Source organism: Novosphingobium sp. ST904 (assembly GCF_001298105.1).
GTDB lineage: Bacteria > Pseudomonadota > Alphaproteobacteria > Sphingomonadales > Sphingomonadaceae > Novosphingobium.
Map to the genome: position 1 here is coordinate 1 of NZ_LGJH01000096.1, position 20,161 is coordinate 20,161.

At 62.2% G+C, this 20,161-nt stretch carries 19 protein-coding genes and 3 pseudogenes; 11 read left to right on the plus strand and 11 right to left on the minus strand.

The window, feature by feature from the left end:
- Positions 1–117: 117 nt before the first annotated feature.
- From ADT71_RS02550 to ADT71_RS02560, 3 genes and pseudogenes are all read right to left on the minus strand, one after another.
- Positions 118–567 carry a hypothetical protein gene (locus tag ADT71_RS02550; RefSeq protein WP_054434824.1) on the minus strand — a complete coding sequence of 150 codons (450 nt, stop codon included), beginning with the start codon at positions 565–567 and terminating at the stop codon, positions 118–120.
- On the minus strand, positions 518–1,213 hold the full coding sequence (locus tag ADT71_RS02555; protein WP_231635502.1) for a UPF0149 family protein: 696 nt from the start codon (positions 1,211–1,213) through the stop codon (positions 518–520). The genes ADT71_RS02550 and ADT71_RS02555 overlap by 50 nt, the downstream gene beginning before the upstream one ends.
- 43 nt (positions 1,214–1,256) lie before the next feature.
- Positions 1,257–4,165, minus strand: a pseudogene (locus ADT71_RS02560) (Tn3 family transposase).
- Positions 4,166–4,260: 95 nt separating this feature from the next.
- On the opposite strand from ADT71_RS02560, the gene ADT71_RS02565 reads away from it, so the two are divergent.
- The 3 genes from ADT71_RS02565 to ADT71_RS31060 all read left to right on the plus strand — a co-directional run bounded on the left by ADT71_RS02565 (position 4,261) and on the right by ADT71_RS31060 (position 5,682).
- Positions 4,261–4,890 (plus strand): recombinase family protein, encoded by a 630-nt coding sequence (locus tag ADT71_RS02565; protein WP_054434826.1) that lies wholly within the window; start codon positions 4,261–4,263, stop codon positions 4,888–4,890.
- On the plus strand, positions 4,887–5,447 hold the full coding sequence (locus ADT71_RS29990; RefSeq protein WP_082370115.1) for a hypothetical protein: 561 nt from the start codon (positions 4,887–4,889) through the stop codon (positions 5,445–5,447). Before ADT71_RS02565 ends, ADT71_RS29990 begins: the two co-directional genes overlap by 4 nt.
- Positions 5,448–5,523: 76 nt before the next feature.
- Complete coding sequence (locus tag ADT71_RS31060; protein WP_156336426.1) at positions 5,524–5,682, plus strand: hypothetical protein; 159 nt, start codon at positions 5,524–5,526, stop codon at positions 5,680–5,682.
- A gap of 68 nt (positions 5,683–5,750) precedes the next feature.
- On the opposite strand, the pseudogene ADT71_RS02570 reads toward ADT71_RS31060, so the two are convergent.
- Both ADT71_RS02570 and ADT71_RS02575 read right to left on the minus strand, forming a co-directional pair.
- Positions 5,751–6,011, minus strand: a pseudogene (locus tag ADT71_RS02570) (transposase); the annotation flags it as partial.
- A gap of 129 nt (positions 6,012–6,140) precedes the next feature.
- A complete protein-coding gene (locus ADT71_RS02575; protein WP_082370116.1) occupies positions 6,141–7,271 on the minus strand; it encodes a tyrosine-type recombinase/integrase in 1,131 nt (376 codons plus the stop codon).
- 311 nt (positions 7,272–7,582) lie between these two features.
- Between ADT71_RS02575 and ADT71_RS32645 the strand changes: the two genes are divergently transcribed.
- From ADT71_RS32645 to ADT71_RS35400, 5 genes are read left to right on the plus strand one after another with little or no spacing between them, the layout of a single operon-like run.
- Positions 7,583–8,149, plus strand: coding sequence for a hypothetical protein (locus tag ADT71_RS32645; protein ID WP_231635503.1), 567 nt, complete (start codon positions 7,583–7,585; stop codon positions 8,147–8,149).
- A complete protein-coding gene (locus tag ADT71_RS02580) occupies positions 8,142–9,236 on the plus strand; it encodes a Mu transposase C-terminal domain-containing protein (RefSeq protein ID WP_231635504.1) in 1,095 nt (364 codons plus the stop codon). The genes ADT71_RS32645 and ADT71_RS02580 overlap by 8 nt, the downstream gene beginning before the upstream one ends.
- Positions 9,233–9,379: a hypothetical protein gene (locus ADT71_RS32650; protein ID WP_231635508.1), complete on the plus strand. Its 147-nt coding sequence runs from the start codon at positions 9,233–9,235 to the stop codon at positions 9,377–9,379. The genes ADT71_RS02580 and ADT71_RS32650 overlap by 4 nt, the downstream gene beginning before the upstream one ends.
- Complete coding sequence (locus ADT71_RS02585; protein ID WP_231635505.1) at positions 9,334–10,155, plus strand: TniB family NTP-binding protein; 822 nt, start codon at positions 9,334–9,336, stop codon at positions 10,153–10,155. The genes ADT71_RS32650 and ADT71_RS02585 overlap by 46 nt, the downstream gene beginning before the upstream one ends.
- On the plus strand, positions 10,152–11,291 hold the full coding sequence (locus ADT71_RS35400; RefSeq protein WP_080727012.1) for a TniQ family protein: 1,140 nt from the start codon (positions 10,152–10,154) through the stop codon (positions 11,289–11,291). Before ADT71_RS02585 ends, ADT71_RS35400 begins: the two co-directional genes overlap by 4 nt.
- 230 nt (positions 11,292–11,521) lie before the next feature.
- Here ADT71_RS35400 and ADT71_RS02595 read toward each other — a convergent pair whose 3' ends face one another.
- From ADT71_RS02595 to ADT71_RS02615, 5 genes and pseudogenes are all read right to left on the minus strand, one after another.
- Positions 11,522–11,998, minus strand: a complete 477-nt coding sequence (locus ADT71_RS02595) for a hypothetical protein (RefSeq protein ID WP_008830650.1) — start codon at positions 11,996–11,998, stop codon at positions 11,522–11,524.
- Between the two features lie 11 nt (positions 11,999–12,009).
- Positions 12,010–13,259: pseudogene (locus tag ADT71_RS02600) on the minus strand (molybdopterin-dependent oxidoreductase).
- Positions 13,260–13,344: 85 nt separating this feature from the next.
- On the minus strand, positions 13,345–14,496 hold the full coding sequence (locus ADT71_RS02605; RefSeq protein WP_008830652.1) for a TDT family transporter: 1,152 nt from the start codon (positions 14,494–14,496) through the stop codon (positions 13,345–13,347).
- Complete coding sequence (locus tag ADT71_RS02610) at positions 14,496–15,365, minus strand: LysR family transcriptional regulator (protein ID WP_008830653.1); 870 nt, start codon at positions 15,363–15,365, stop codon at positions 14,496–14,498. The genes ADT71_RS02605 and ADT71_RS02610 overlap by 1 nt, the downstream gene beginning before the upstream one ends.
- Before the next feature lie 83 nt (positions 15,366–15,448).
- Positions 15,449–16,021, minus strand: coding sequence for a uracil-DNA glycosylase (locus ADT71_RS02615; protein WP_231635506.1), 573 nt, complete (start codon positions 16,019–16,021; stop codon positions 15,449–15,451).
- 425 nt (positions 16,022–16,446) lie between these two features.
- Here ADT71_RS02615 and ADT71_RS32660 point away from each other — a divergent pair, with 425 nt between their 5' ends.
- Genes ADT71_RS32660 through ADT71_RS02630 form a run of 3 tightly spaced genes read left to right on the plus strand, consistent with a single transcriptional unit; the run spans position 16,447 to position 18,613 of the window.
- Positions 16,447–16,611 carry a DUF305 domain-containing protein gene (locus ADT71_RS32660; protein WP_231635507.1) on the plus strand — a complete coding sequence of 55 codons (165 nt, stop codon included), beginning with the start codon at positions 16,447–16,449 and terminating at the stop codon, positions 16,609–16,611.
- On the plus strand, positions 16,608–18,044 hold the full coding sequence (locus ADT71_RS02625) for a beta-propeller fold lactonase family protein (protein ID WP_008830656.1): 1,437 nt from the start codon (positions 16,608–16,610) through the stop codon (positions 18,042–18,044). The genes ADT71_RS32660 and ADT71_RS02625 overlap by 4 nt, the downstream gene beginning before the upstream one ends.
- Positions 18,041–18,613 carry a DedA family protein gene (locus tag ADT71_RS02630; protein ID WP_054434833.1) on the plus strand — a complete coding sequence of 191 codons (573 nt, stop codon included), beginning with the start codon at positions 18,041–18,043 and terminating at the stop codon, positions 18,611–18,613. Before ADT71_RS02625 ends, ADT71_RS02630 begins: the two co-directional genes overlap by 4 nt.
- Positions 18,614–18,680: 67 nt before the next feature.
- On the opposite strand, the gene ADT71_RS02635 is transcribed toward ADT71_RS02630, so the two are convergent.
- Positions 18,681–19,994 carry a phosphatidylserine/phosphatidylglycerophosphate/cardiolipin synthase family protein gene (locus ADT71_RS02635; RefSeq protein ID WP_008830658.1) on the minus strand — a complete coding sequence of 438 codons (1,314 nt, stop codon included), beginning with the start codon at positions 19,992–19,994 and terminating at the stop codon, positions 18,681–18,683.
- Between the last annotated feature and the right edge of the window lie 167 nt (positions 19,995–20,161).

Sequence of the window (20,161 nt, forward strand, 5' to 3'; positions counted from 1 at the left end):
TCACTGCCTGTGTCATGACTCGCCTCCGTTGCTCACCAATCCAACGTCAGCATCTCAGATTTGAGCCCTTGAGGCTCCGGCAGTCATTGGGTCTAAGCGATCAGTCAAGGCTTTTCGCTATCGTAGCCGTGCTGGCTCGGCAATTTCATCGGCCTCTCCAGGCGTCGCATAGACCTCCTCGCGGATGATCCGATTGGTGATCTCGAGGAGATGGGCGGAGAGGGCCTCGCTGAGTTCCTCGAACTCGGGCCACAAGACCTGGTTGATGAAACTGACGGGCGCATGGACGATCACGGTCTGGCGATGCATGCGTGAATAGCGGAACGGCTTGAGGCCATAGCGCCTGCAGAGGGCTGTGAAGAGCTGCCGTGACCACGGGTCTGGAATCGAGAACTTGAACTCTTCCGACGTTTCGCGGCGGCTCGTTTCAGTGAACTGGCGCCTGATACGTTCTGCGGCGGCACCGGCTGCGGCCTTTTCGCCTGCCGTGGCGGCGCCGGCGAACAGGGCTTCGATCTTACGCAGTTTTTCGCGGAGGCGCTGCTCCGCATCCGAATTCTGGTTCAATGCCGCGTTCCCAACGGCGTAGTGATACCGGGGAGGGTTTGGGCGCGCGCCGCGTGCAGGATAGAACCGCGGCATGGATTTCGGTCTCCATGATCTCGGTCATCACCCGCAGATGCTTGATCGTCTCCTTGATCTGCCCGCGATCCTCAGGTTCGTCCCTGGTGCGTTCGATGAGGTCGGCGATGCCCGCCATCATCGCTCTGATTTCCCCGAGATGCGTGACCGCTTCATGCGCGCGTTCGGGTAGCCCGGCTTCCTCCTCGCCATTGAACAGGCCTTCCACAAAACCTTCGACTTCCTGCGCGCGGACCATGCCCAGATTTCCCAGATTGGCGCTGGTTGGCTCCAGGGGAACACGAGTGGCTCGGAATGGCTTCTTTGGGTCCTGATGGTCGGCCAGTTCGTTCCACAGGCCCATGACCAGGGCGCCAAGCAGCGCATTGGCGTCATCCACGCTGTCAAACTCGGGTAACGCTCCGCCCCATAGGCCGGCGATAACCGCCATGGGTTGCACAGCGGGATCGGGACAGGCGATGTTGCCCAGCAACCGCGTCCTCACTTCGTGGTAAGGAACCGGACAGGCATGCTTGTCGAGCAAGGCGCGGATCGCACGTTCGGTTGGCGGTTTATCCTTGGACTGGCCCATTGTACTTTCTTGCAGATACAGATCACGGCTTTACCGGACAATTTTATAACGGCTCGGCTCCCTTGGGCCAGCGGTATTCGCCGGTAAGCAGGATATGAGCCCATCCTAGCGGCGAGATGTGCGCGAGCAATTCAGGCGGAACGTCGAGACCATCCCGGCGGCGCTGGTCGACAGCCTTACCAAGGTGGAGCGTGTTCCAGTAGATGATAATGGCTGCGAGCAGATTGAGCCCCGCGATCCGATAATGCTGGCCTTCGCTGGTCCGATCCCGGATCTCGCCCTGACGGCCGATGCGCAGCGCATTCTTGAGTGCGTGATGCGCTTCGCCTTTGTTGAGGCCGATCTGGGCCCGCCGCTGCATGTCAGCGTCGAGAATCCAGTCGATCAGGAACAGCGTTCGCTCGACCCTGCCTACCTCGCGCAAAGCCAGGGCCAGATCGTTCTGCCGGGGATAGGACGCCAGTTTGCGGAGCAACTGGCTGGGGGTGATCCTGCCGCCGTTGACCGTGGCGACGCTGCGGAACAGATCGGGCCAGTTAGCGACGACGATATCCTTGCGTATTTTACCGGCGACGAGTTTTCGTAGTTCGGTCGGCGTCGCCCTCGGATCGAACACGTAGAAGCGCCGGGAGGGTAGATCGCGGATGCGCAGCACGAGCCGGCGATCGAGAAGCGCGCTCAGTCCAAAAACATGGTCGGTATAGCCCGCCGTATCGGCAAACTGTTCCGTCACCTGTCTGCCGGCCTCGTTCATCAACAGGCCATCCAGAATGTAGGGAGCCTCGCTCACCGTGGCCGGGATGGTCTGCGAGGCGAAGGGCGCGAATTGGTCGCTGACATGAGTATAGGCCTTGAGACCCGGCTCCGATCCATACTTGGCATTGATCGTATTCATCGCCTCGCCCTGCCGTGCGGTGGAGAAGAACTGGCCGTCGCTGGAAGCGCTGGCACCCATGCCCCAATGCGCTGCCATAGACAGTTTACCCTGGGCGGCGACCACCATGGCCAATGCCTGGTTCATGGCTTCGCTTTCCACGTACCAGCGGGCAAGCCGTGACAGTTTCCAATAATCATGAGTGTTCGAAGCCTCGGCCATCTTCCGCAAACCGAGATTCAGGCCTTCGGCGAGCAAGACGTTGAGCAGACCGATGTTGTCCTCGCACGGGGCGCCGGTTCGCAGGTGCGTGAAAGCCTCAGTGAAGCCGATCGCCGCATCGACCTCGAGAAGGATGTCCGTGATTCTGGCGGGAGGAAGACGGCGGTAGAGGTCAAGGATCAGTTCTTCCGCTTCATCCGGGACAGCGGCGGTAAGCCGATCAATCCGAAGTTCACCGTCCTCGATGCTTCCATGGGGGATCGTGCCGTCACGGGCGGCGGCCCCGAGCCGCTTCAGCCCCTCTTCCAGTCGCCGCGTTCGATCATCGAGCCAGGCATGAGGATCGCGCGGCAAGGTCAATCGACCCATTTGTTCCTGCGCCATCGCCAACGGGACCAATACCTGGGTGATGTCGCCGTAGCGCCGGGAATGCGTCAGCCACATGTCCCCGGACCGGAAGGCATCACGCAGATGGAAAAGAATGGCCACTTCCCGAAGTCGGCCGTACCCGGCCTCCTGCGCCTTGAGGTATCGGTGCCATTTGGAATTGGGGCGGAGGAAATCGACGCCCGATTGGACCGGTGACCGGGTATCGCCGATCGCCATCGCCGCCGTAAAGAGCGGCTTTGCTATGGGAGCACAACCAATTCTGAGGCAGCGGAGCATGCGCGGGGCATAGCGGCGAAACCGGTGGTATCCGTGCCCGACATGGGCAAGCGGTTCTTCCGCCATCGCCGAACTCAATTGCCCCGCGATCGCCACCCACTCGTCAAGCCTTTCCCATTCCGGCGATCGCGTCAGTGCCGTCTCTATCGGGACGCCGTCATTACGGGCCTCGATCATGGCCGATCCCAGTGCGGTAAATGCACGTAGTGTATCGGTGACGCTCGTGCGGGCAGCGCTGGTCCTGGTTTCATGCACCTGCTTTGCTTCGCGCCAGGTCTTGCCCACAATGCGGTCATGGGTTTCCACCACCGCATCGGCCATGGCCGCTTCCCATTCGATGACGCAGGCCGCGAGAATGGCCAACCGGCGGTTCGCGCCGGTATCGCGCACCTCATCGGTGAAGTAACGCTCCCCCTGCCGGCGTAGCCGTGCAATCCGGCGCATCGGAACACCGGCGAGGCTCTGTACCGACAAACCAAAGCCCTGAAGGAATTCAAGCCGATCCAAAAGACGGTTTGCTGCCGTCGAGTTATGGCCCACCTCGAATTTCCGAAGCCAGACGAACCGGCTGACATTGCCGGGCATGACCTCTGTCAACAGCGCGTTCAGACGTTTACGCATTTCGAGATCAAGTCGGCCGACGATACGGGCTTCAATGTGACCCTCGGCTGCAACCAATGCATCAGCGCATAATCGCTCGATTGTCGATATCGCCGGCAGGATGGTCATCGTGTCGCGACAGCGTGCAACGAAGCGGCGGGCCAGATCTTCATTCGAGTGAGCCTGTTCCGCTTCCTCGACGAGCCACTGCCGAAAGGCTCGAGAATAACGACCTTGTCCCGGAAACATGCGATAGCCGTAAATACGGCGCAGCGCTTCCATGTGCTGCTGCCGGGTCTGACGACGGACAGCGTAGCGTACGAGCGCCTCACCCGGGATACCGATTTGGCGCCCAAAAAGGCCGAGATGGCCTGGGGGATCAGTTCGCCCGGGGCAAGAGCGCGCCCGGGATAGCGCAACGCACATAGCTGAAGCGCGAAGCCGATCCGATTCTCCGGCCTGCGTCGCCGGTCGATGTGGATCAGGTCGTCGTCAGCCAGAATATAATGGCGGAGCAGCGATGCCTCGTCGGTCGGCAGGTCGAGCAGTGCCGAGCGCTGACGCGCCGTCAGGATGTGGCGTCTTGGCACAGGCGCATCGTCCCAGTTGAACAGGAGTCTGTTTTGGACAACATTGACCCCACGCAGATCAAGGGTTTTCGAAGCCTAAATCCAGAGGGGTTCAATTGGGACAACGCGCTGCCATCTATGCCAGGGTCTCGACCGCCGACCAGTCGTGCGAGCGGCAATTGCGCGACCTTGCCGCCTTTGCCGAACGGGGCGGCTATGAAGTGGTGAAAGCGTTCCGGGAGACAGCCTCCGGCATGAAGGCGAACCGGGCGGCACGTAACCAGGTGATGAAGCTGGCGCAGGCACGCCAGATCGATGCGATCCTTGTGACCGAACTAAGCCGGTGGGGCCGCTCCACCCAGGACTTGCTCGACACACTGAACCGGTTGTCCGGGTGGCGCGTGTCCGTGGTGGCGATGAGCGGCATGACGTTCGAGGTCGACACACCGCATGGGCGGATGATGGCCACTTTGCTTGCCGGCATCGCGCAGTTCGAGCGCGACATGCTCAGCGAGCGTGTCCGTTCCGGGCTGGCTGCGGCCCGAGCGAGGGGGCGCAAGCTCGGACGGCAACCGGGAGAACGGCCCAAGTCGGATCGGCTTGGCCCCAAAGTACTCGCGCTGGTTGAAGAGGGGCGCAGCTATCGCTGGATCGCGCGGGATCTTGGCCTGAGCAAGAACACGGTCGCTGCAATCGTCGGTCGGGCAAGAGCAGATCGCTCTCCTGCCGAGGAAATAGCGGCATGACAAAAGCCCCGCCACGCCTGCCGCCCGATCCGCGGCGCAAGGTACGCTTCCGTGAGATCGCTCGCGGCATCGTCGCCAAAGACCGCCATGATCGCAAATATGGTTACACTGTGGACACCGCGGGCGCTATCGCACAGGCGCTGGAGCGCGCCTATCGTGAAGGTGTACGAGACGCTCCAACAATTACTACCACGGTGCATGAGCAGCCCGATACAACGGGCCCTCTCGAATGGGCGATGATCCCGCCTCGACCCAGGGATGCCTTCTGGAGCATCTGCCTGTTTTTTCTTGGCCGGGAAGCGGATGACACCCGGAATGGATACCTGGAGCCCGCGCTTACCGAACGCGGAACGCCGGGATGGGCAATGGTAGTCCCGGGGCGAAACCGGGAAAAAGTGATCGGTGATCGAACCATTGTCCCTCTCGTCCGGCTTGGGCTCCTTGTGCGTTCATCGGATAAACCTGTTCGTCTTCTTGTCACTGAGCGCGGACAGGACACATGGCGACTTTTCTGCCAGCGGGGCGGGCGTTACCCCGAGGATCTGACCGACATCTGATCTACGCTCAACAGAGTTTTATAATGGCAGCTAGCGCCCCGTTGCGGACATTAGCGGAAGATGCGAAGCCCAATAAATGCTGGACGAACTGCTCATCGGTTTCTTCGGAGGACTTATTGGGGAGCGCCTCTTTGGTAAGTGGGCGCGCCGCCATCCTCGTCTGACCTATCTAATCTGCATCCCGCCGCTGCTCGCTATCGTCGTCTTAGCTGTAAGACAAATGCTGCGAAGCTAACGTCGGCTTCCCACCCCTTTAAGCCATTGCGCTTAGGGTGTCATTTCGCCCCGTACCGGAACTGACCCCAGGTAGGTCCACTCGCCCTTGACCTTGATGTAGGTCTCATCGACGTGCCACTTTCCTGTCACAGGCCGCTTGCGGGCGTTGAAAGCGTCGAGCAACTGCAGCGAATATCGCACCACCCAGCGGTGTATCGTCGAATGGTCCACCGATATTCCCCGCTCGGCTATCATCTCCTCCAAGTCCCGAAAGCTCAGTCCGTAAGCGAGGTACCAGCGCACACATAGCAGGATAATTGTTGCGTCAAAATGCCGCCCCTTAAACATCAAACCTCGCCACAAAAGCCAATTCTTTCTATGACATAATCGGCATCACGGGAATTTGCGACAGAACCCCTGATCGATCCCCGGCTCGGCTGAACGCAGGGGACGCGTTCGGATCCGGCCGCGTAAGGACTAGCCCAGCTTTGCCATGAGCCGGCCTGCTGCGCCCTGCTCGGCGGCAAGATTGCGGTTGTAGGCGAGCGGCATGCGCGGGCTCTTCCAGCGCAGTACATCCATGATCCCGGCCAGATCTTCACCGGATGCGAACAAGTCCTGGTTGAGCCCCACCCGGGTCGAGTGCGCAGAAATCCCCTTGAGCACCCGCCCCATGTCGTCACGGGTAAGATCGGGCAGCGCACCAGCGTCGAAGGCGCGCACCACCATCGCCCGCCAGATCGGCCCGATCGAGCCGGGATGGAGCGGCTTTTCGCCAACAGTATATTCGGCGCGGGCCGCAACCGCCGGCTTGCCCCTGAGTTTTTCCAGATCCCAGGCCTCGCGCCCCGAGATCGTCTCGATCCGGCGCGGCTTCACCGCCGTACGCGCCTTGTAGCGGCGCACCTGGACCCGGCGGAACAACGCCCCCTCCGCGATCCCTGCTGCCTTGCACCAGGCCGTGATCGCGTGCACCGAGCGCGGCGAGAGATAGGCCGTGGCCCCTTCCCCGTCCTGGTCGCCCTTGCTTCTCGGAATTTCCAGCAGCCGCGCCTCGGGATCGAGCGCCTCGAGGATGTGCTCGACCGTGATGGCCACGAGCTCGCTGGCGCGAAGGCCGGTATCGTAGGCAACCGAGAGCAGCGCGCGGTCGCGTAGCCCGGTGAGGTCTTCGCCCGAAGCCTCCAGGAGGGCACGCACGTTGAGTCCGCGCGCCGTGTCGCGGGTTACATCCTTGACCGGCCCCTTGAAGCGCAGCGGACGCGCCTGCGCCTGCACGGAGCCGACCGCGCGCCGGTGCGCCGCGAGCGTGAGCTTGACCAGCTCCGCCTTTGTCGGATCGGGCAGCCCCAGCAACTGGTGGATCTTGGCAAGCGAGGCCTTGTACCGGCTCAGCGAGGCGGGCTTCGCGCCTTCCCCGGCCCTGGCCTCGAGATAGGCCGCGACTTGCGACGACGTGGCGGGGAGCGCGGCCAGCCCCAGGCGCCGGCACCACAGGTCAAAGGCCTCAAGGTCGGATTTCAGGGCACGGATCGAGTGCGGTGATGACGCGGCCTCGTAGGCGGCGAGGAGCGCGGCGTCGAGCAGGACACCGGCCTCCGCCTTCATCTTGACGACCGCCCAGCCCAAGCCTTCGAGCGGGCGCGCAGCACCCACGGGGACGAGGTCCCCGGCAGGATCACTCCGACGTCCTGCCTCGCGCCTCCCTTTTCCCCGCTTTGCGCCATTTCGACCGCCTCCTTCGCGGGGCCTGTCCTAGCCCCTTCTGTCACTTAAAGAATACGGGCGGACGAGAAAACGGCCGAGTTGCGTGGATCATGTACAAGAATACCTCCGGACGTTCGACCTGACAGCGCGATTCTGCTACAAAACGACCGGACCCGGCAACACGAGTCCCTGGCGAAAATCGGGGATAGGTCATGGCCGAAACAGGCACTGCCCTCACGACGGTTGATCATACAGAATGGCGCAAAGCTTGTGAGCGCGAGCCTATCATTCGTGCGCTTACGGCAGAGCCCCGGCTCGGACGCAAAGCGATTGCTGAGGCCGGCCTGAAGCTGAGCCTCAACCGGTCCCGAATTTACGAACTGCTCGCGAGATACCGGGAAAACCCAGTGACCAGTTCGTTGGTCGACCAGCACGATGGATTTCCCAAAGGGCGCTCTCGCCTCCCTTGCGAGGTGGAACGCCTGATCGATGCCAAAATAGAGCAATTTTATCTCAGCCGTCCAAAGCCCACCATCGCACAACTGGTCCGTCAAATTCGCTTTTCGTGCCTGGAGCAGAATCTGCGACCTCCAGCACGGCAAACTGTTGTCCTGCGGGTCAACGCCGTGGAACGGACACGCCTGACAGGCGCCCGTGATGGGACCAAAGCCGCAGCAGACCGCTTCCGACCCGTCGTCAGCTCATACGAGGCGCAGTACCCTCTTCAGGTCGTACAGATGGACCACACGCTGGTCGATATCATCATCGTCGATGAGTAGGAGACCGGTCGGGCGGCCAACGCTGACCCTGCAGATCGACGTAGCGACGCGGGTGATACCCGGCTTCTACATTTCACTGGAACGACCTTCCGCGATTTCGGTCGGCATGGCGATCCGTCATGCAGTACTGCCCAAGAATGATTGGCTGGCCGATCGAGAGCTCACCTTCGCATGGCCTGTCCTCGGCCTGCCAGACATCCTCCATCTCGACAATGCCTCGGAATTTCACTCACGCGCGCTGACTCGGGGCTGCCAGCAATTTGGGATCGAGCTTCACTACCGTCCACCGCGCACTCCGCACTTTGGCGGGCACATCGAGCGCATGATCGGCACCGCCATCGGCGAAGTTCACCTTCTTCCGGGTACTACGTTCTCCAACATCCAGGACAAGGGAGACTACGACGCTGAGGGCAAAGCCTGCATGACCCTCAAGGAATTCGAGCGATGGTTCGCCCTCCAGGTGGGAATCTATCATCGCACCATTCACAGCTCACTTGGCGTCCCCCCGATGACAGCGTGGCAGGACGATCAAGGTAAGCGCGTTGCAGCCCTGCGCCTGCCGGCCGATGAAGAACGTTTTCTGCTCGACTTCCTCCCGTTCGAGATGCGCCGGGTCCGGCGCGAGGGCATCAAACTCTTCCACGTTTTCTACTGGCATGGCGCTTTGGCCACGCTGGTCGCGAACAGCGTTCATAAATTCCCGATCAAATACAATCCGCTCAACCTCTCGGCCGTCTATCTCGAACTGCCCGGCGGCGAGCATGTCACAGTTCCTCTTCGCGATAAGCGGCGTCCTGCAATTACCAAGTTCGAGCACGACCAAGCCCTGAGAGCGCTTCGAGAGCGCGGGCGAACCGCCGTCGATGAGCAGATGCTTTTCGAGATGGTGAGCACGCAGCGCAGGATTGTGCTTAGGGCCGTAGAGAAGACGCGCGGAGCTCGACGATCAACCCAACGCATCGTCGATGCGCTCATCCGCGGCGAACCGCCTGCGGCCTTTGTCCAGCACCAAGAGGCCAACGCGCAGCTGACACCGCCAAATCTCGACGGGCCGGTTGTACCACTCGCGATCGAGGAGCAGTCATGAACGTGCTCTACAGCCATATCTTCCCGGCTTATCGCGAGTATGCCGAATTGACCGATGAGGCCCGGATCGACTGCTACGCCGCGACCGCTGGATATCGTTGCCACAGGCTGAGGCCGCGCTCCGCCACCTTGAAGACCTGGTAATCTATCCGCCGCGAGGGCGAATGCCCTGCCTGTTACTGTTTGGCGCCACCGGGATGGGCAAGACCGAAATTGTCAGCCGCTTCTCGAAACTTCACGCTCCTCAGTTCGATATCAGGACCGGGCTCAGCAAGATGCCGGTGTTGCTCGCGCAGATACCGCCAGAGCCGAGTGAGGAGCAATTTTACACCGAGGTGCTGACCGCGCTAAATTGCGTCGACCTTAGCCGACTGTCCGTGCGATCGATGCGAGCGGAAGCCAGGCAACTGCTTGCCGAAGTCGAAACCAAGGTGCTCGTCCTGGATGAAATCGACAAGATGCTCGCCGGCACTCCTCGCCAGCAGCGGGTGTTCCTCAATACTATCCGCTTTTTGACCAACGATCTGAAAATTCCAATTGTTTGCGCAGGGACCGAGGACGCGCGGATGGCGGTCCTGATGGATCCGAACCTTGCCGACCGGTTTGGGGCGTTCGAATTGATGCCATGGCGCAACGATCATGCCCTGCGCCAGCTGCTTGCGAGCTTCTCGGGCCTGCTGCCCCTGAGACGCCCATCGATGCTCGACACCGTCGAAGCGCGGCAACGCGTGCTGGCCCTCACCCAGGGTGTGACGGGCCGAATATTCCGGCTCATCGAGGCAGCCGCTGTCACGGCTATCCGCGATGGCCGCGAGATGCTTGATGCCGCAAGCTTCGAGGCCAACGACGTGACGCTTCCTCTCGTCTCCATGTTTACGTCGGCAGGCAAGCGAAGGACAATCGGCCGGGCGACCGTATGAGTTTCGTGGAGCCATTCGCGGATGAACTTCTCAGTTCATGGCTGGCGCGCGTGCGCGATCAGCGGGCTCCGGGTGAGCCTTTGCTGCGCGCCTATCGAAATCGCGCAGGCCATTGGCGGCATCCCGATGTAAACCCAAAAAAATCGATGATCGCTGAGCTTGCCGCAAGCGAGGGCTTCACGGAAAACAGTGTCGCCGAACTCGGTCTTTGCTATCGGTATCCGAGGATCACCCCGGATTTTGTAGCCTGGCACCACGTTCCATCCGATGATCCTAGCCGAGATTTCGCGCCCGCTCTTACCCTCCGGTTGAGCTGGTGCAGTCGTTGCCTTGCCGAGGACTATGCCGCTGGCCGCCCCGCCTATATCCGTGCGGACTGGGCCATGGCTGCGTGGGGCTTCTGTTTCCGGCACCACTGGCCACTCGTCGATCGATGCGTGTCTTGCGGGAGTAGTCATTGGGCGATTAAGCGGTCATCGCAGGGGCCGCCAAGATTGTGCTGTATTCGCTGCCGTCGGGGCCTCGAACGGGCGCACCCCAGGGCGCTCGAGCTTGAGCCAGCAGCGCAGCCCATCTGGATCAATATCGTAGCCTTTGAAGCCGCGCTGAGGGGTGCGCTTAGGGGAAAGGTCCCAGATCAATTTCGCTTCAACGACACTTCAGCCGGTCAGCTGCTCGAAGAATCCGCCAGAATCTGTCTACTGTTCGCAAGGGCCCACAGGCGCTGGAGACTGCGTGATAGACTCCTACATCGGTTTGCGGCGCCTGTGCTCACGCTCGATAACGTTTGCCCCAACGAGCCTTCCTGTGAAATGCCGCTCGCGCTTGCCAGCCCCTCAATGCGTCGTTGCCTTATCGCAATCTGCGCCGCGATGCTCGATGCAGACTGTGACCCAACGGTGCGAAACGAGGACGAGCCGGTTGTCGACGTATGGGCGCGGATGGTCGATAGCATCGCACTCCAACAGTTCATTCAAGATCGTCAGGCGTGCTCGCCGACGTTGAAAAGAACAGTGGAAGCAGCGTGCCATCGGAACGAAAAAGTCGAGCGGATGTCCGCGTTACGGAGCGCCTCGACGGCCTACAAAACTCTCTTCCGTGACGCGGCCGGAAATGCGTTCTCTTCGCGCCATTAAGTACCCGCGAGCCTACGGATGGCAGGCGCATTTGGCCTCTAGCTGGCCGCACGCTTTTTAGCGGCAAGTGTCCATTAACTTAGGAGGTTGGCGGCGCGCACCTGAATGCGGCGCTTCTGCTGGATTTCATCAATTCCATTCCGTCCCGCGATTGGGCAACATGCGCCCATTCCCGCCGCTCAATGCTCCTAGGGTAGCGCCTGAAAGCAGACGTTACGCAGCTTGGCGCCTCAACCCGTTCCTCCGGAGGCATCCGGCGCGGTGCCGGGGGCGGTATCCTGAGCCTTTCCGGTCGGCGCCCCATCCTGCGCTGCACTCATCGCCGTCAGATAGTCGACGATAGCCGGAATGTCCTTGTCCGCCACGGGAGCCTTGTAGACATCCTTCATCTTGGTGACCGTTGCCTTCCACTGGTCCGCTGAAAGCACTGGCTGGGTCATCGCCATGCTGGCGGAATGGCAAGACGTGCAATTCGCATTGATGACATCGGCATGAGGGCCATCGGGATATTGCTGCTCATCGATAGGAAGATCGACCGTATCCGAGGTCATGGTAAAGCCGTTCACGGAAATGCTGCTGGGTGTAGGCCCTGTGGATTGGGGTTCGGGCAGCGGGGTGTAGCTGCCGGGAGGGCCCACCATCATGAGGGTGAAGACGGTCACGCCGAGCAGTCCGACGGCCAGCATGCCTGGGGTTGGCGCTTTCATGCCAAAGCTCCTTATGCCGTCACGATGGTAGTGGTTTCGATATTGCCGCGCATGAAACCGCCAGGGTTCCAGATCGGCGCCATCGGCTGTGCGACGCCTGCCGTATTCCAGCAGCGCGACATAAGCGACGTCTTTCCGGGGCCGGGCAAGGGAACCTGGGCGTCCCACCGCCGGAAACTGTACTTCCCGTGGTCCGTCCGAGCTTGGTTGCAAACCAGTGGCGACCGCCGTCGGTGGACACATCGACCCGTGCCACGCCGCAGTCGCCGCCCATGGCAATACCGCCGAGCGGGATCGAGGCCTCGTGTGCGATCCGCTGACCTTCGCCCAGACTGGTAACCCACGAACGCGGGATCATGCGGTTGATCGGAACGGTTGGGAAGTCCTTGGCGCCGGGCTTTACATTGGCGCCCGGCGTCGCCGGGATCTTGTAGGCCTTGGCCATCCAGTATTCGTCATCAGGCCCGGGCAAGACCTCGATGTCGTTCAGCATCTTGACCCAGTAAGTCGAGTACCAGCCCGGCACGATCAGCCGGATCGGGAAGCCGTTGAGGAGCGGCAGCTGCGTGCCGTTCATGCCGAAGGCGATCATCACTTCGCCGTCGCGGGCATGATCGATGTCGAGCGCCTTCTCGAAGTCCGGGGCACCGGCGACCACAGGTTGATCGAGCGCCCCGAACCGGACCTGGACCGCCCCCGCCTTCACCCCGGCCAGATCGAGCACATCGCGCAGGCGCACGCCGAGCCACTTCGCATTGCCCATCGCCCCGTTGCCCCACTGCGCGCCGGGGACGCGGGGCTGGAACAGCCCGCGCGAATTGCCCGAGCACTGGTTCACCGCGGCCATCTCCACCCGCGGCAGGCGCATCAGCTGTTCGAGGCTGATTGCGATCGGCTTGTTGACGTGCCCGCGGATAGTGAGCCGGAAGGCATCGACGTCGATCGAGGTCGGGATGTCCGCCCAATGCCAGCGCACGAAGAACTGGTCATTGGGGGTGAACACATCTCGGTCGAAGACATCCATCGGTGTTTCCAGCAACGGCGGATGGACGCGCTGGAGGATCATGCTTCCTTTGCCGGGAAATGCGCTCGTCATTGGGCGCTGCGCATTGCCGCCGGGGAGATGCAGGTCGGTCAGACCCTGCGTGATGCCTTGCGCCAGAGCGGGTGCGGCAGCGATGGCTGCACCGCCGAGCGCGGCATTCTGCAGGAAACGGCGGCGGCTTGTTTCGGCCGCGAGCTCAGCATCCAGTCTGTCCATGGTCGTATCCTCTCGGGCAAAATGGTGGCGGGTGCTGCTGTGAGAAGCAAGCGATCAGAACGCCGTTACTGATCGCAATGCCCGATCAGTTTGTAGCGGCGATACAGGGTGATACGAACAGATTGCCGCGCCATCCGCCGATCAGGGTCTTGGCGGCCACCACGATCCACATCAGCGCGAGCGCCAGGGTCAGGGCGGTGCCGACGATACCGAAGAAGGCAAGGTTCAGGGTCGTGCCAAGGCGAAAGGTTGCCACGGTGAAGACGCCTAGCGGGAAGGTGTAACCCCACCAGCCAAGGTTGAACGGGATACCTGCCCGCCAGTAGCGCCAGGTGATGAGCGAGGCGAGCGCCAGCCACCAGAGGCCAAACCCCCAGAGCAGCAGGCCGGCGATTGTGCCGATACCCTGGGCGACAGCGCCGACATCGGCCAGCCCATGCCCGGCCATGATCGCAGGCGCATCGCCGCCCAGAACCAGCATGCCCAGCGCGCCGGTGCCGATGGGGCCGAGTGCCAGCCAGCTCGATGCGGCCATGCCCTCATGCGGCAGCTTGTGCAGCGCCATGCGCAGGATCAGCAGCGCCAGGATGCTGAAGGCGACCGGGACCGAATAGGCCCACAGGATGTAGGACGTGACGAGCATCCCAAACTGTGCGCTGCCCTGCGCCAGATGCGGCGCCAACAGTCCTCCGCTGGCAGCCGTCACTTCGGCCGCCACGACCGGCAGCAGCCACACCGCCGTCATCCCATCGAGTGAATGCTGGTGGCGCGTGAACATGAAGTACGGGATCAGCACACCGCAGCTCACCGCCATGGCGGCGTCGATCCACCACAAGACCGTGGCGACCGGCACGATGCCCTCGCCGAAGCGCGCGATACCGAATGCGAGACAGCCGTTGATGATCGTGGCGAGGCCCATCGGGATCGTGCCGATGAACATCGATACGGTATTGTGCCCGAAGATGCGCCGCGCTTCGTGGCCGAACAGGATCCAGCGCGCGGTATAGAGCGCGGTAAAAAGGGTGAAGAGCCCGATGTTAAAGAACCACATCACTTCTCCCACCGGCTTGAGCGAAGCGCCGATGCCCGGCATCTGCGGGAGGGCCAGCGCAAGGATGCCCGTGCCCATGGTTGCGGCAAACCAGTTGGGCGTGAACTGGCGGATCATCTCGCGCGGGTGATCGAGCCGGCTGAGCGGGCGCATCCCTTCGAGGATGGGCTTGATATCCGTGGTCATCATCCAAACTCCTTGACCAGTTCGGTCAGCGCGTCGGCTGCCCGAGTGCGATACCGTTCCTTGTGGCGTAACGCCTCAAATGGACGGGCTGGCATCGCGAGCGGCAATTCATGAAGGTGCCCCGCAGCAAGCGCGCGGCGCACCACCAGTTCGGACAGGACCGCGACGCCAGCGCCGGCCTCGACAGCAGACCGTACGGCTTCGTTGGACGGCAGCGTCATGGCGATGTCCAGGTCTGCCGGATCGATACCGCGATCACGCAGCACATCCTCGAAACTCGACCGCGTGCCGGACCCGTGCTCTCGCACGATCCAGTTGGCGCCGCGCACCCAGTCCTCATTGATGGTATCGACAGCCTGCCCCGAGATAAGCAGCATCCGGTCCTCGCCGACTTTCCAGTGGGCGAGTGCGGGCTGGTCGATCGAACCTTCGACAAAGCCCAGTTCCGCGCGGCCATCCAGTACCCGCGCTGCCGCACCTTCGCTGTTGTCGATTGCGAGTTCGACGCGGATCGCCGGGTGACGGCTGTGGAACTGGGCGAGGCGCGAAGGGAGCCAGTAGCTGGCGATGGTCTGGCTGGCGACAAGGCGCAGGGTTCCGCGCTTCAGGCCGCCATACTCGGCCAGGGTAAGCTCCGCCGTCGCGGCGCGGCCAAGGACGGCGCGTGCCTCATCGAGGAACATGCGACCCGCCTCGGTCAGTTCGATGCCGCGACCCACGCGGTTGAAGAGCGGAACGTCATGTCTGGCTTCCAGTGTGGCAATCGCGGCGCTGGCGGCGGACTGGGTCACGCCCAGTGCCTCTGCGGCCCGCGTCATATGTTCGCGTTCGGCGACACCTACAAAGATGCGCAATTGTTCAAGGGTCATGGTGATCTCCTGTCACCATCGATACCTCAGCCCTATCAATCACTCCAACGCATTGATTATATCATTCCAATCGTATTTTAAGATCATTCGATTAGTACGGTCCTGGCGGCCACCAGCGCGCTCGCGATCCGTTGGCCGACATCAGGACTGTTGCAGACATTGGCCGGACTAGGATGGGGCATGGTGATGATTGATACATCGGGCCGCGCCTCTTTGATAAGCGCCTCCGCACCTGCAGCCACCCGTCCCGCCAATATGCAGACCCGCACGCACGGCAGTTTCGCAAGCAGGCCGGGAAGCGTTGCGAGACCCTCGGCAATCTCTGCGCGGCGCAGTGCGCGATTGCGGGCGCCGGGGGCGTGGACGATCCAGGGCACGCAGTTCCACTGAACGATGTCGTTTCGGCCAATGCCTGCAGCCTCAAGATAGCGGCGAAGGTTCCGAGCTGTGCCTGACGGATTGTCCCGCGACACGAAGCGAGTGCGATCAGGCCCGGGCCCCGGCGTCTCAAGAAGCAGGAGAAGGCGCGCATTTATGCCGCCATCGAACGGGTCGAAATGCGGCACCGGGTGTCCTGCGCCAACGAGCCCCTCACGCCATATCTCCAGCGGCGCGATGTGCGGCGCACCAAGAGCCGCTTTGCGTTCGGCGATCAACGCGGGATCATCCAGCCAGACCATTGATCGTCAAATCCTGTCGAAACTACAAAAATCATCGGTTGGATCGATCGCGACGGTTGCGCCATCCGTTCGATAGGCAACGCCTGCGTTGGCGCACATGCTCCTCAGCAGCTCGCATTTTTTCCGTTGCGCACTGCGACGATGACACTTGCGTCCGCTGTGGGCGTTATCGCCGGAGCGCCATGACGAAAGGGCTTCACTTGAAACTGCTATGGGGATTGGCCGGCCTTTGCGCGGCGACAGCATCGGCGGCCGCACTGGCGACATCGCCGATGGCTTCGCAAGCCAGATGGCAGCCTCCATGGAGCGGATGCACCATGCGATGATGAATGCGCCATCGGGCGACCCGGACCGCGACTTCGCGGCAATAATGATCCCCCATCACCAGGGCGCAATCCGAGATGGCGGAAGCGGAACTCAGGTATGGAAAAGACGAACGCCTGCGCCGTCTGGCTCAGGGCATCATCGTCGAGCAGCGGCAGGAGATCGCCGTCATGCAGGACATCCTCGCCGAAAAGACCGGCCCCGCTGCCGGCGCGCATCATCACATGGGAGACGACAAATGAACAAGACGCTGAGCATCGTGTCATGCACCTTGCCGATAGCGGCTGCCCTGGTCGCACTCCCGGCATCTGCGCAGCAGGTCCCCAATGCCCAGCCCGACAGGGCAGTCAGTGCGCAGGACCGCTTCTACACTTCGGACCAGTTTTCCAACACGGTATCGGTCATCGATCCGTCGACGAACACGCTGCTGGGGGTCATCAAGCTCGGCGATCCCACGCCTGCAAATCTCAGCCCGCTTTATCGCGGTCAGCTTCTGGTCCATGGCATGGGCTTCTCGCCTGATCGCCGTACCCTGGCGGTCGTGTCGATCGGGTCCAACTCGGTCAGCTTCATCGATACCGCGACCAATGCCGTGAAGCACACCGCCTATGTCGGGCGCTCCCCGCATGAAGCCTTCTTCCGGCCCGATGGCCGAGAAGCCTGGGTGAGCGTGCGCGGCGAGGATTATATAGCGGTGCTCGACGGGACCACCTTCAAGGAGACGGGCCGTATTGCTGTCCCCAACGGGCCGGGCATGACGATCTTCTCGCCCGATGGGAAATATGGCTACGTCTGTTCCAGCTTCTCGCCAGAAACCGTCGTCATCGACACCAGGTCAAAGCGCATCGTTGGCCGCGTGAAGCAGGACAGCCCCTTCTGCCCCGACATCGCCGCCACGCCTGACGGCAAGCAGGTATGGCTGACGCTCAAGGACGTCGGCAAGGTGATGGTCTTCGACGCCAAGCCGCCCTTCGCCGTGATGAAGACGATCGACACCGGGCCGATCACCAACCACGTCAACATCGCCAGGACAGCTAAAGGCCAGTTCGCCTATGTAACGGTCGGCACGCAGAATATCGTCAAGGTCTTCCGGACCGACACTTTCGAACAAGTCGCCTCGGTGCCGGTCGGCGCGCTGCCGCATGGGCTCTGGCCCTCAGGCGATGGCAGCCGGATCTATGTCGGGCTGGAAAATGACGATGCAGTCGCCGTCATAGATACGGCCACGAACAAGGTCATTGCCACGATCCCGATCGGACAGGGCCCGCAGGGCGTCGCCTATGTGCCCGGCGCCGTGCCTTCGGGGCAAGGCCTCGACAACCTCGTGCCGCTCGCCAAGGCGCAGGGCAAAGTGCAGGTCGTGCTGGAAGGTCAGGGACAGAGCCAGGTGTCGCTGTTCGATCAGGGGCAGGTGCAGATCCTGCAGGCCGCGGTCGCCGGACTGGCGCCCAAGCAGACCTTTACGCTGGGTCTGGCGGCGCGTCAGGATGGTACTGATACAGTCGAGCCGCTGGCCAAGTTCATGACCAATCCGGCAGGCGCGGCGATCGTCAATGCGGTTGGCCCGATCCGGCAGATCGTCAAGGACGCCGCGCCTGCAGAGCGCCGCTTCCTCGTAATCCGTTCCGGCGCGCCGGATGAGGCAGGCGCGGTGGTCCAGCGGCAGAAGCCGTGACGCTTGAAGCGGTCCTTAGCCAGTACGGCCTTGCCGCTCTGTTCCTCGGCGCCGGGATCGAGGGCGAGACGGTGGTCGTGCTGGGCGGCGTGATGGTCCACCGTGGCCTGATCGCGTACCCGGCGGCCATCGCGGCGGCAGCACTCGGGTCCTGTATCGCGGACCAGATCTTCTTTGCCCTCGGCCGCCGGTTCCGCGATCATCGCTATGTTCGGCGCGTCCAGCAGAAGGCCGCGTTCCGCCGCGCCATCGATGTGTTCGAGCAGCGGCCAGTGCTGTTCGTGTTCGGCTTCCGCTTTCTGTATGGCCTGCGCACTGTCAGCCCCATCCCGATCGGCACGACCGCGCTTCCTGCCTCCCGCTTCATGGCTATCAACGCATTGGCGGCCGTGGTCTGGGCGACAGTCTTCGTGACCCTGGGTTACCTGTTCGGTCAGGGCATCGAGGCTGCTTTTGGCCGCGTCCGCGATGTGGGCCATGTTCTGCTGCCCGTACTCGCGGTGCTGCTCCTCGTCGGCCTCGCCGCACACTTCCGGCACCGCAGGCGCGAGGTCACAGCAAAGGACTGACGAGGCGAGCTAGATTTTCGCAGAAGCGGGAAACACGCGGGCGATCACGCCATTCCTCCAGCAAAAGTCAGTCGCTTCGGCGGATGTATCCCCGTTGGACATCCGCGAGAGGTCCGGTGGACGCTTCATCATGCAAGATCAGGCTGATCTCGGCATTCAGCATGAAGGAGCGAACATCGGCATTGCTGGATCCGATGACGGCGATGCGGCCATCGATCGATACGTTCTTCGCGTGCAGCAACCTGTCGCGGTAGAGGTGGAGGCGTACGCCCGCCTCGAGCAGTTCGCTATAATAGGATCGCTGGGCAAGGTTCACGAGCCGCTGGTCCACGACACGCGAAACGACGAGGTCGATCGCGACGCCGCGTGCGACCGCGTTCTTGAGCGCGGTCAGCAGGGCTTCGTCTGGGATCAGATAGGGCGAGACAATGGTGATATTCTCTTGCGCCTCGTGAACGAGTTCGACGAGCAATCGCTCATAGCCGGGCACGCGGTAGTCTGGCCCACTGGGCATCGCCTGCAATTCTGAGGCGCCTGAGGCATCGGGCACGGGCAAGGCCGCGATGGTCTGTTCGGTCTCAAGGAACAAGTCGCTGGCAAAGACCGCATCGAGCGCGCAGACAACCGGGCCTTCAACCCGCGCTACGAGTTCGTCATTTACGATCCCGGGCTTGAAATCGCGGTTCACAATATTCTGCGACCCTACGAAAGCGACCCTGCCATCGATCAGGCACAGCTTGCGGTGATTGCGCAGATCGCTTCGCGCACGGCGAAGCGCCGCGAAGCGAACCGGCAGGACCAGGCGGGCAGTGACGCCTCGGTCCGCCAGCATCGGTAGGCTGCGTTTTGCCCAAGGGCGCGAGCCCAGCGCATCGATCAGGACGCGGACATCGACGCCGCGTGCATGTGCGCGGCCAAGGGCATCTGCGACTTTCTGTCCCGTCCGGTCGTCTGCGAAGATGTAGGTCAGCAGATGCACCCGAACATGGGCTGCATCTATCGCCGTCACCATAGCGTCGATCGTGCCGTCATAGTCCTCAAGCAGATGGAGGGCGTTGCCCCCACAGTTTGGAAAACCGCCCAGCCATTGTGCAAGCACAGCTGTCCGGGAAGGCGCGCTTTTGCTGCTCATCAGCGCCTGCCCGGCACTCTCCCGCTCCGGCGCCGCCCGCCTGAAGCGGTCCCGCCGCCAGGATGGGAACGCGGCCCGGCCGATCAGGCGGTACAGGATGAAGGCGGGCACCGGCAAGAACAGCACGAGAAGCAGCCAACTGCGCGCCGCTTCGGGCGGACGCCGCAGCGGAATGACCACCACCATGATGAGCCGGATCGCCCATTCGAGCAGCAGATAAGCGAGCGTCAGGTTCGGGATGGAGATCATCGCGCGATGCTACCTGTCTCTGCTGCGTCGTGTCGATGCGCCCGTCAGATCACGCCCCCTTCAACCTTAGTGCCTGACTCGGAAGTTTCTCAACCGTAGCAATACCTTGCAGTTCTGCGGGTGAGCATGCGGATGGAGGCGATGGTGGCCCATGCCGTTGACGATGC

Coding starts and splice junctions, on each gene's coding strand:
- ADT71_RS31060 (WP_156336426.1), top strand. CDS start 5,524: ATGCTGGACGAACTGCTCATCGGTTTCTTCGGAGGACTTATTGGGGAG.
- ADT71_RS02595 (WP_008830650.1), bottom strand. CDS start 11,998: ATGAAAGCGCCAACCCCAGGCATGCTGGCCGTCGGACTGCTCGGCGTG.
- ADT71_RS35400 (WP_080727012.1), top strand. CDS start 10,152: ATGAGTTTCGTGGAGCCATTCGCGGATGAACTTCTCAGTTCATGGCTG.
- ADT71_RS32645 (WP_231635503.1), top strand. CDS start 7,583: ATGGCCGAAACAGGCACTGCCCTCACGACGGTTGATCATACAGAATGG.
- ADT71_RS32660 (WP_231635507.1), top strand. CDS start 16,447: ATGGCGGAAGCGGAACTCAGGTATGGAAAAGACGAACGCCTGCGCCGT.
- ADT71_RS02610 (WP_008830653.1), bottom strand. CDS start 15,365: ATGACCCTTGAACAATTGCGCATCTTTGTAGGTGTCGCCGAACGCGAA.
- ADT71_RS02555 (WP_231635502.1), bottom strand. CDS start 1,213: ATGGGCCAGTCCAAGGATAAACCGCCAACCGAACGTGCGATCCGCGCC.
- ADT71_RS02580 (WP_231635504.1), top strand. CDS start 8,142: ATGAGTAGGAGACCGGTCGGGCGGCCAACGCTGACCCTGCAGATCGAC.
- ADT71_RS02635 (WP_008830658.1), bottom strand. CDS start 19,994: ATGATCTCCATCCCGAACCTGACGCTCGCTTATCTGCTGCTCGAATGG.
- ADT71_RS29990 (WP_082370115.1), top strand. CDS start 4,887: ATGACAAAAGCCCCGCCACGCCTGCCGCCCGATCCGCGGCGCAAGGTA.
- ADT71_RS02605 (WP_008830652.1), bottom strand. CDS start 14,496: ATGACCACGGATATCAAGCCCATCCTCGAAGGGATGCGCCCGCTCAGC.
- ADT71_RS32650 (WP_231635508.1), top strand. CDS start 9,233: ATGAACGTGCTCTACAGCCATATCTTCCCGGCTTATCGCGAGTATGCC.
- ADT71_RS02575 (WP_082370116.1), bottom strand. CDS start 7,271: ATGAAGGCGGAGGCCGGTGTCCTGCTCGACGCCGCGCTCCTCGCCGCC.
- ADT71_RS02625 (WP_008830656.1), top strand. CDS start 16,608: ATGAACAAGACGCTGAGCATCGTGTCATGCACCTTGCCGATAGCGGCT.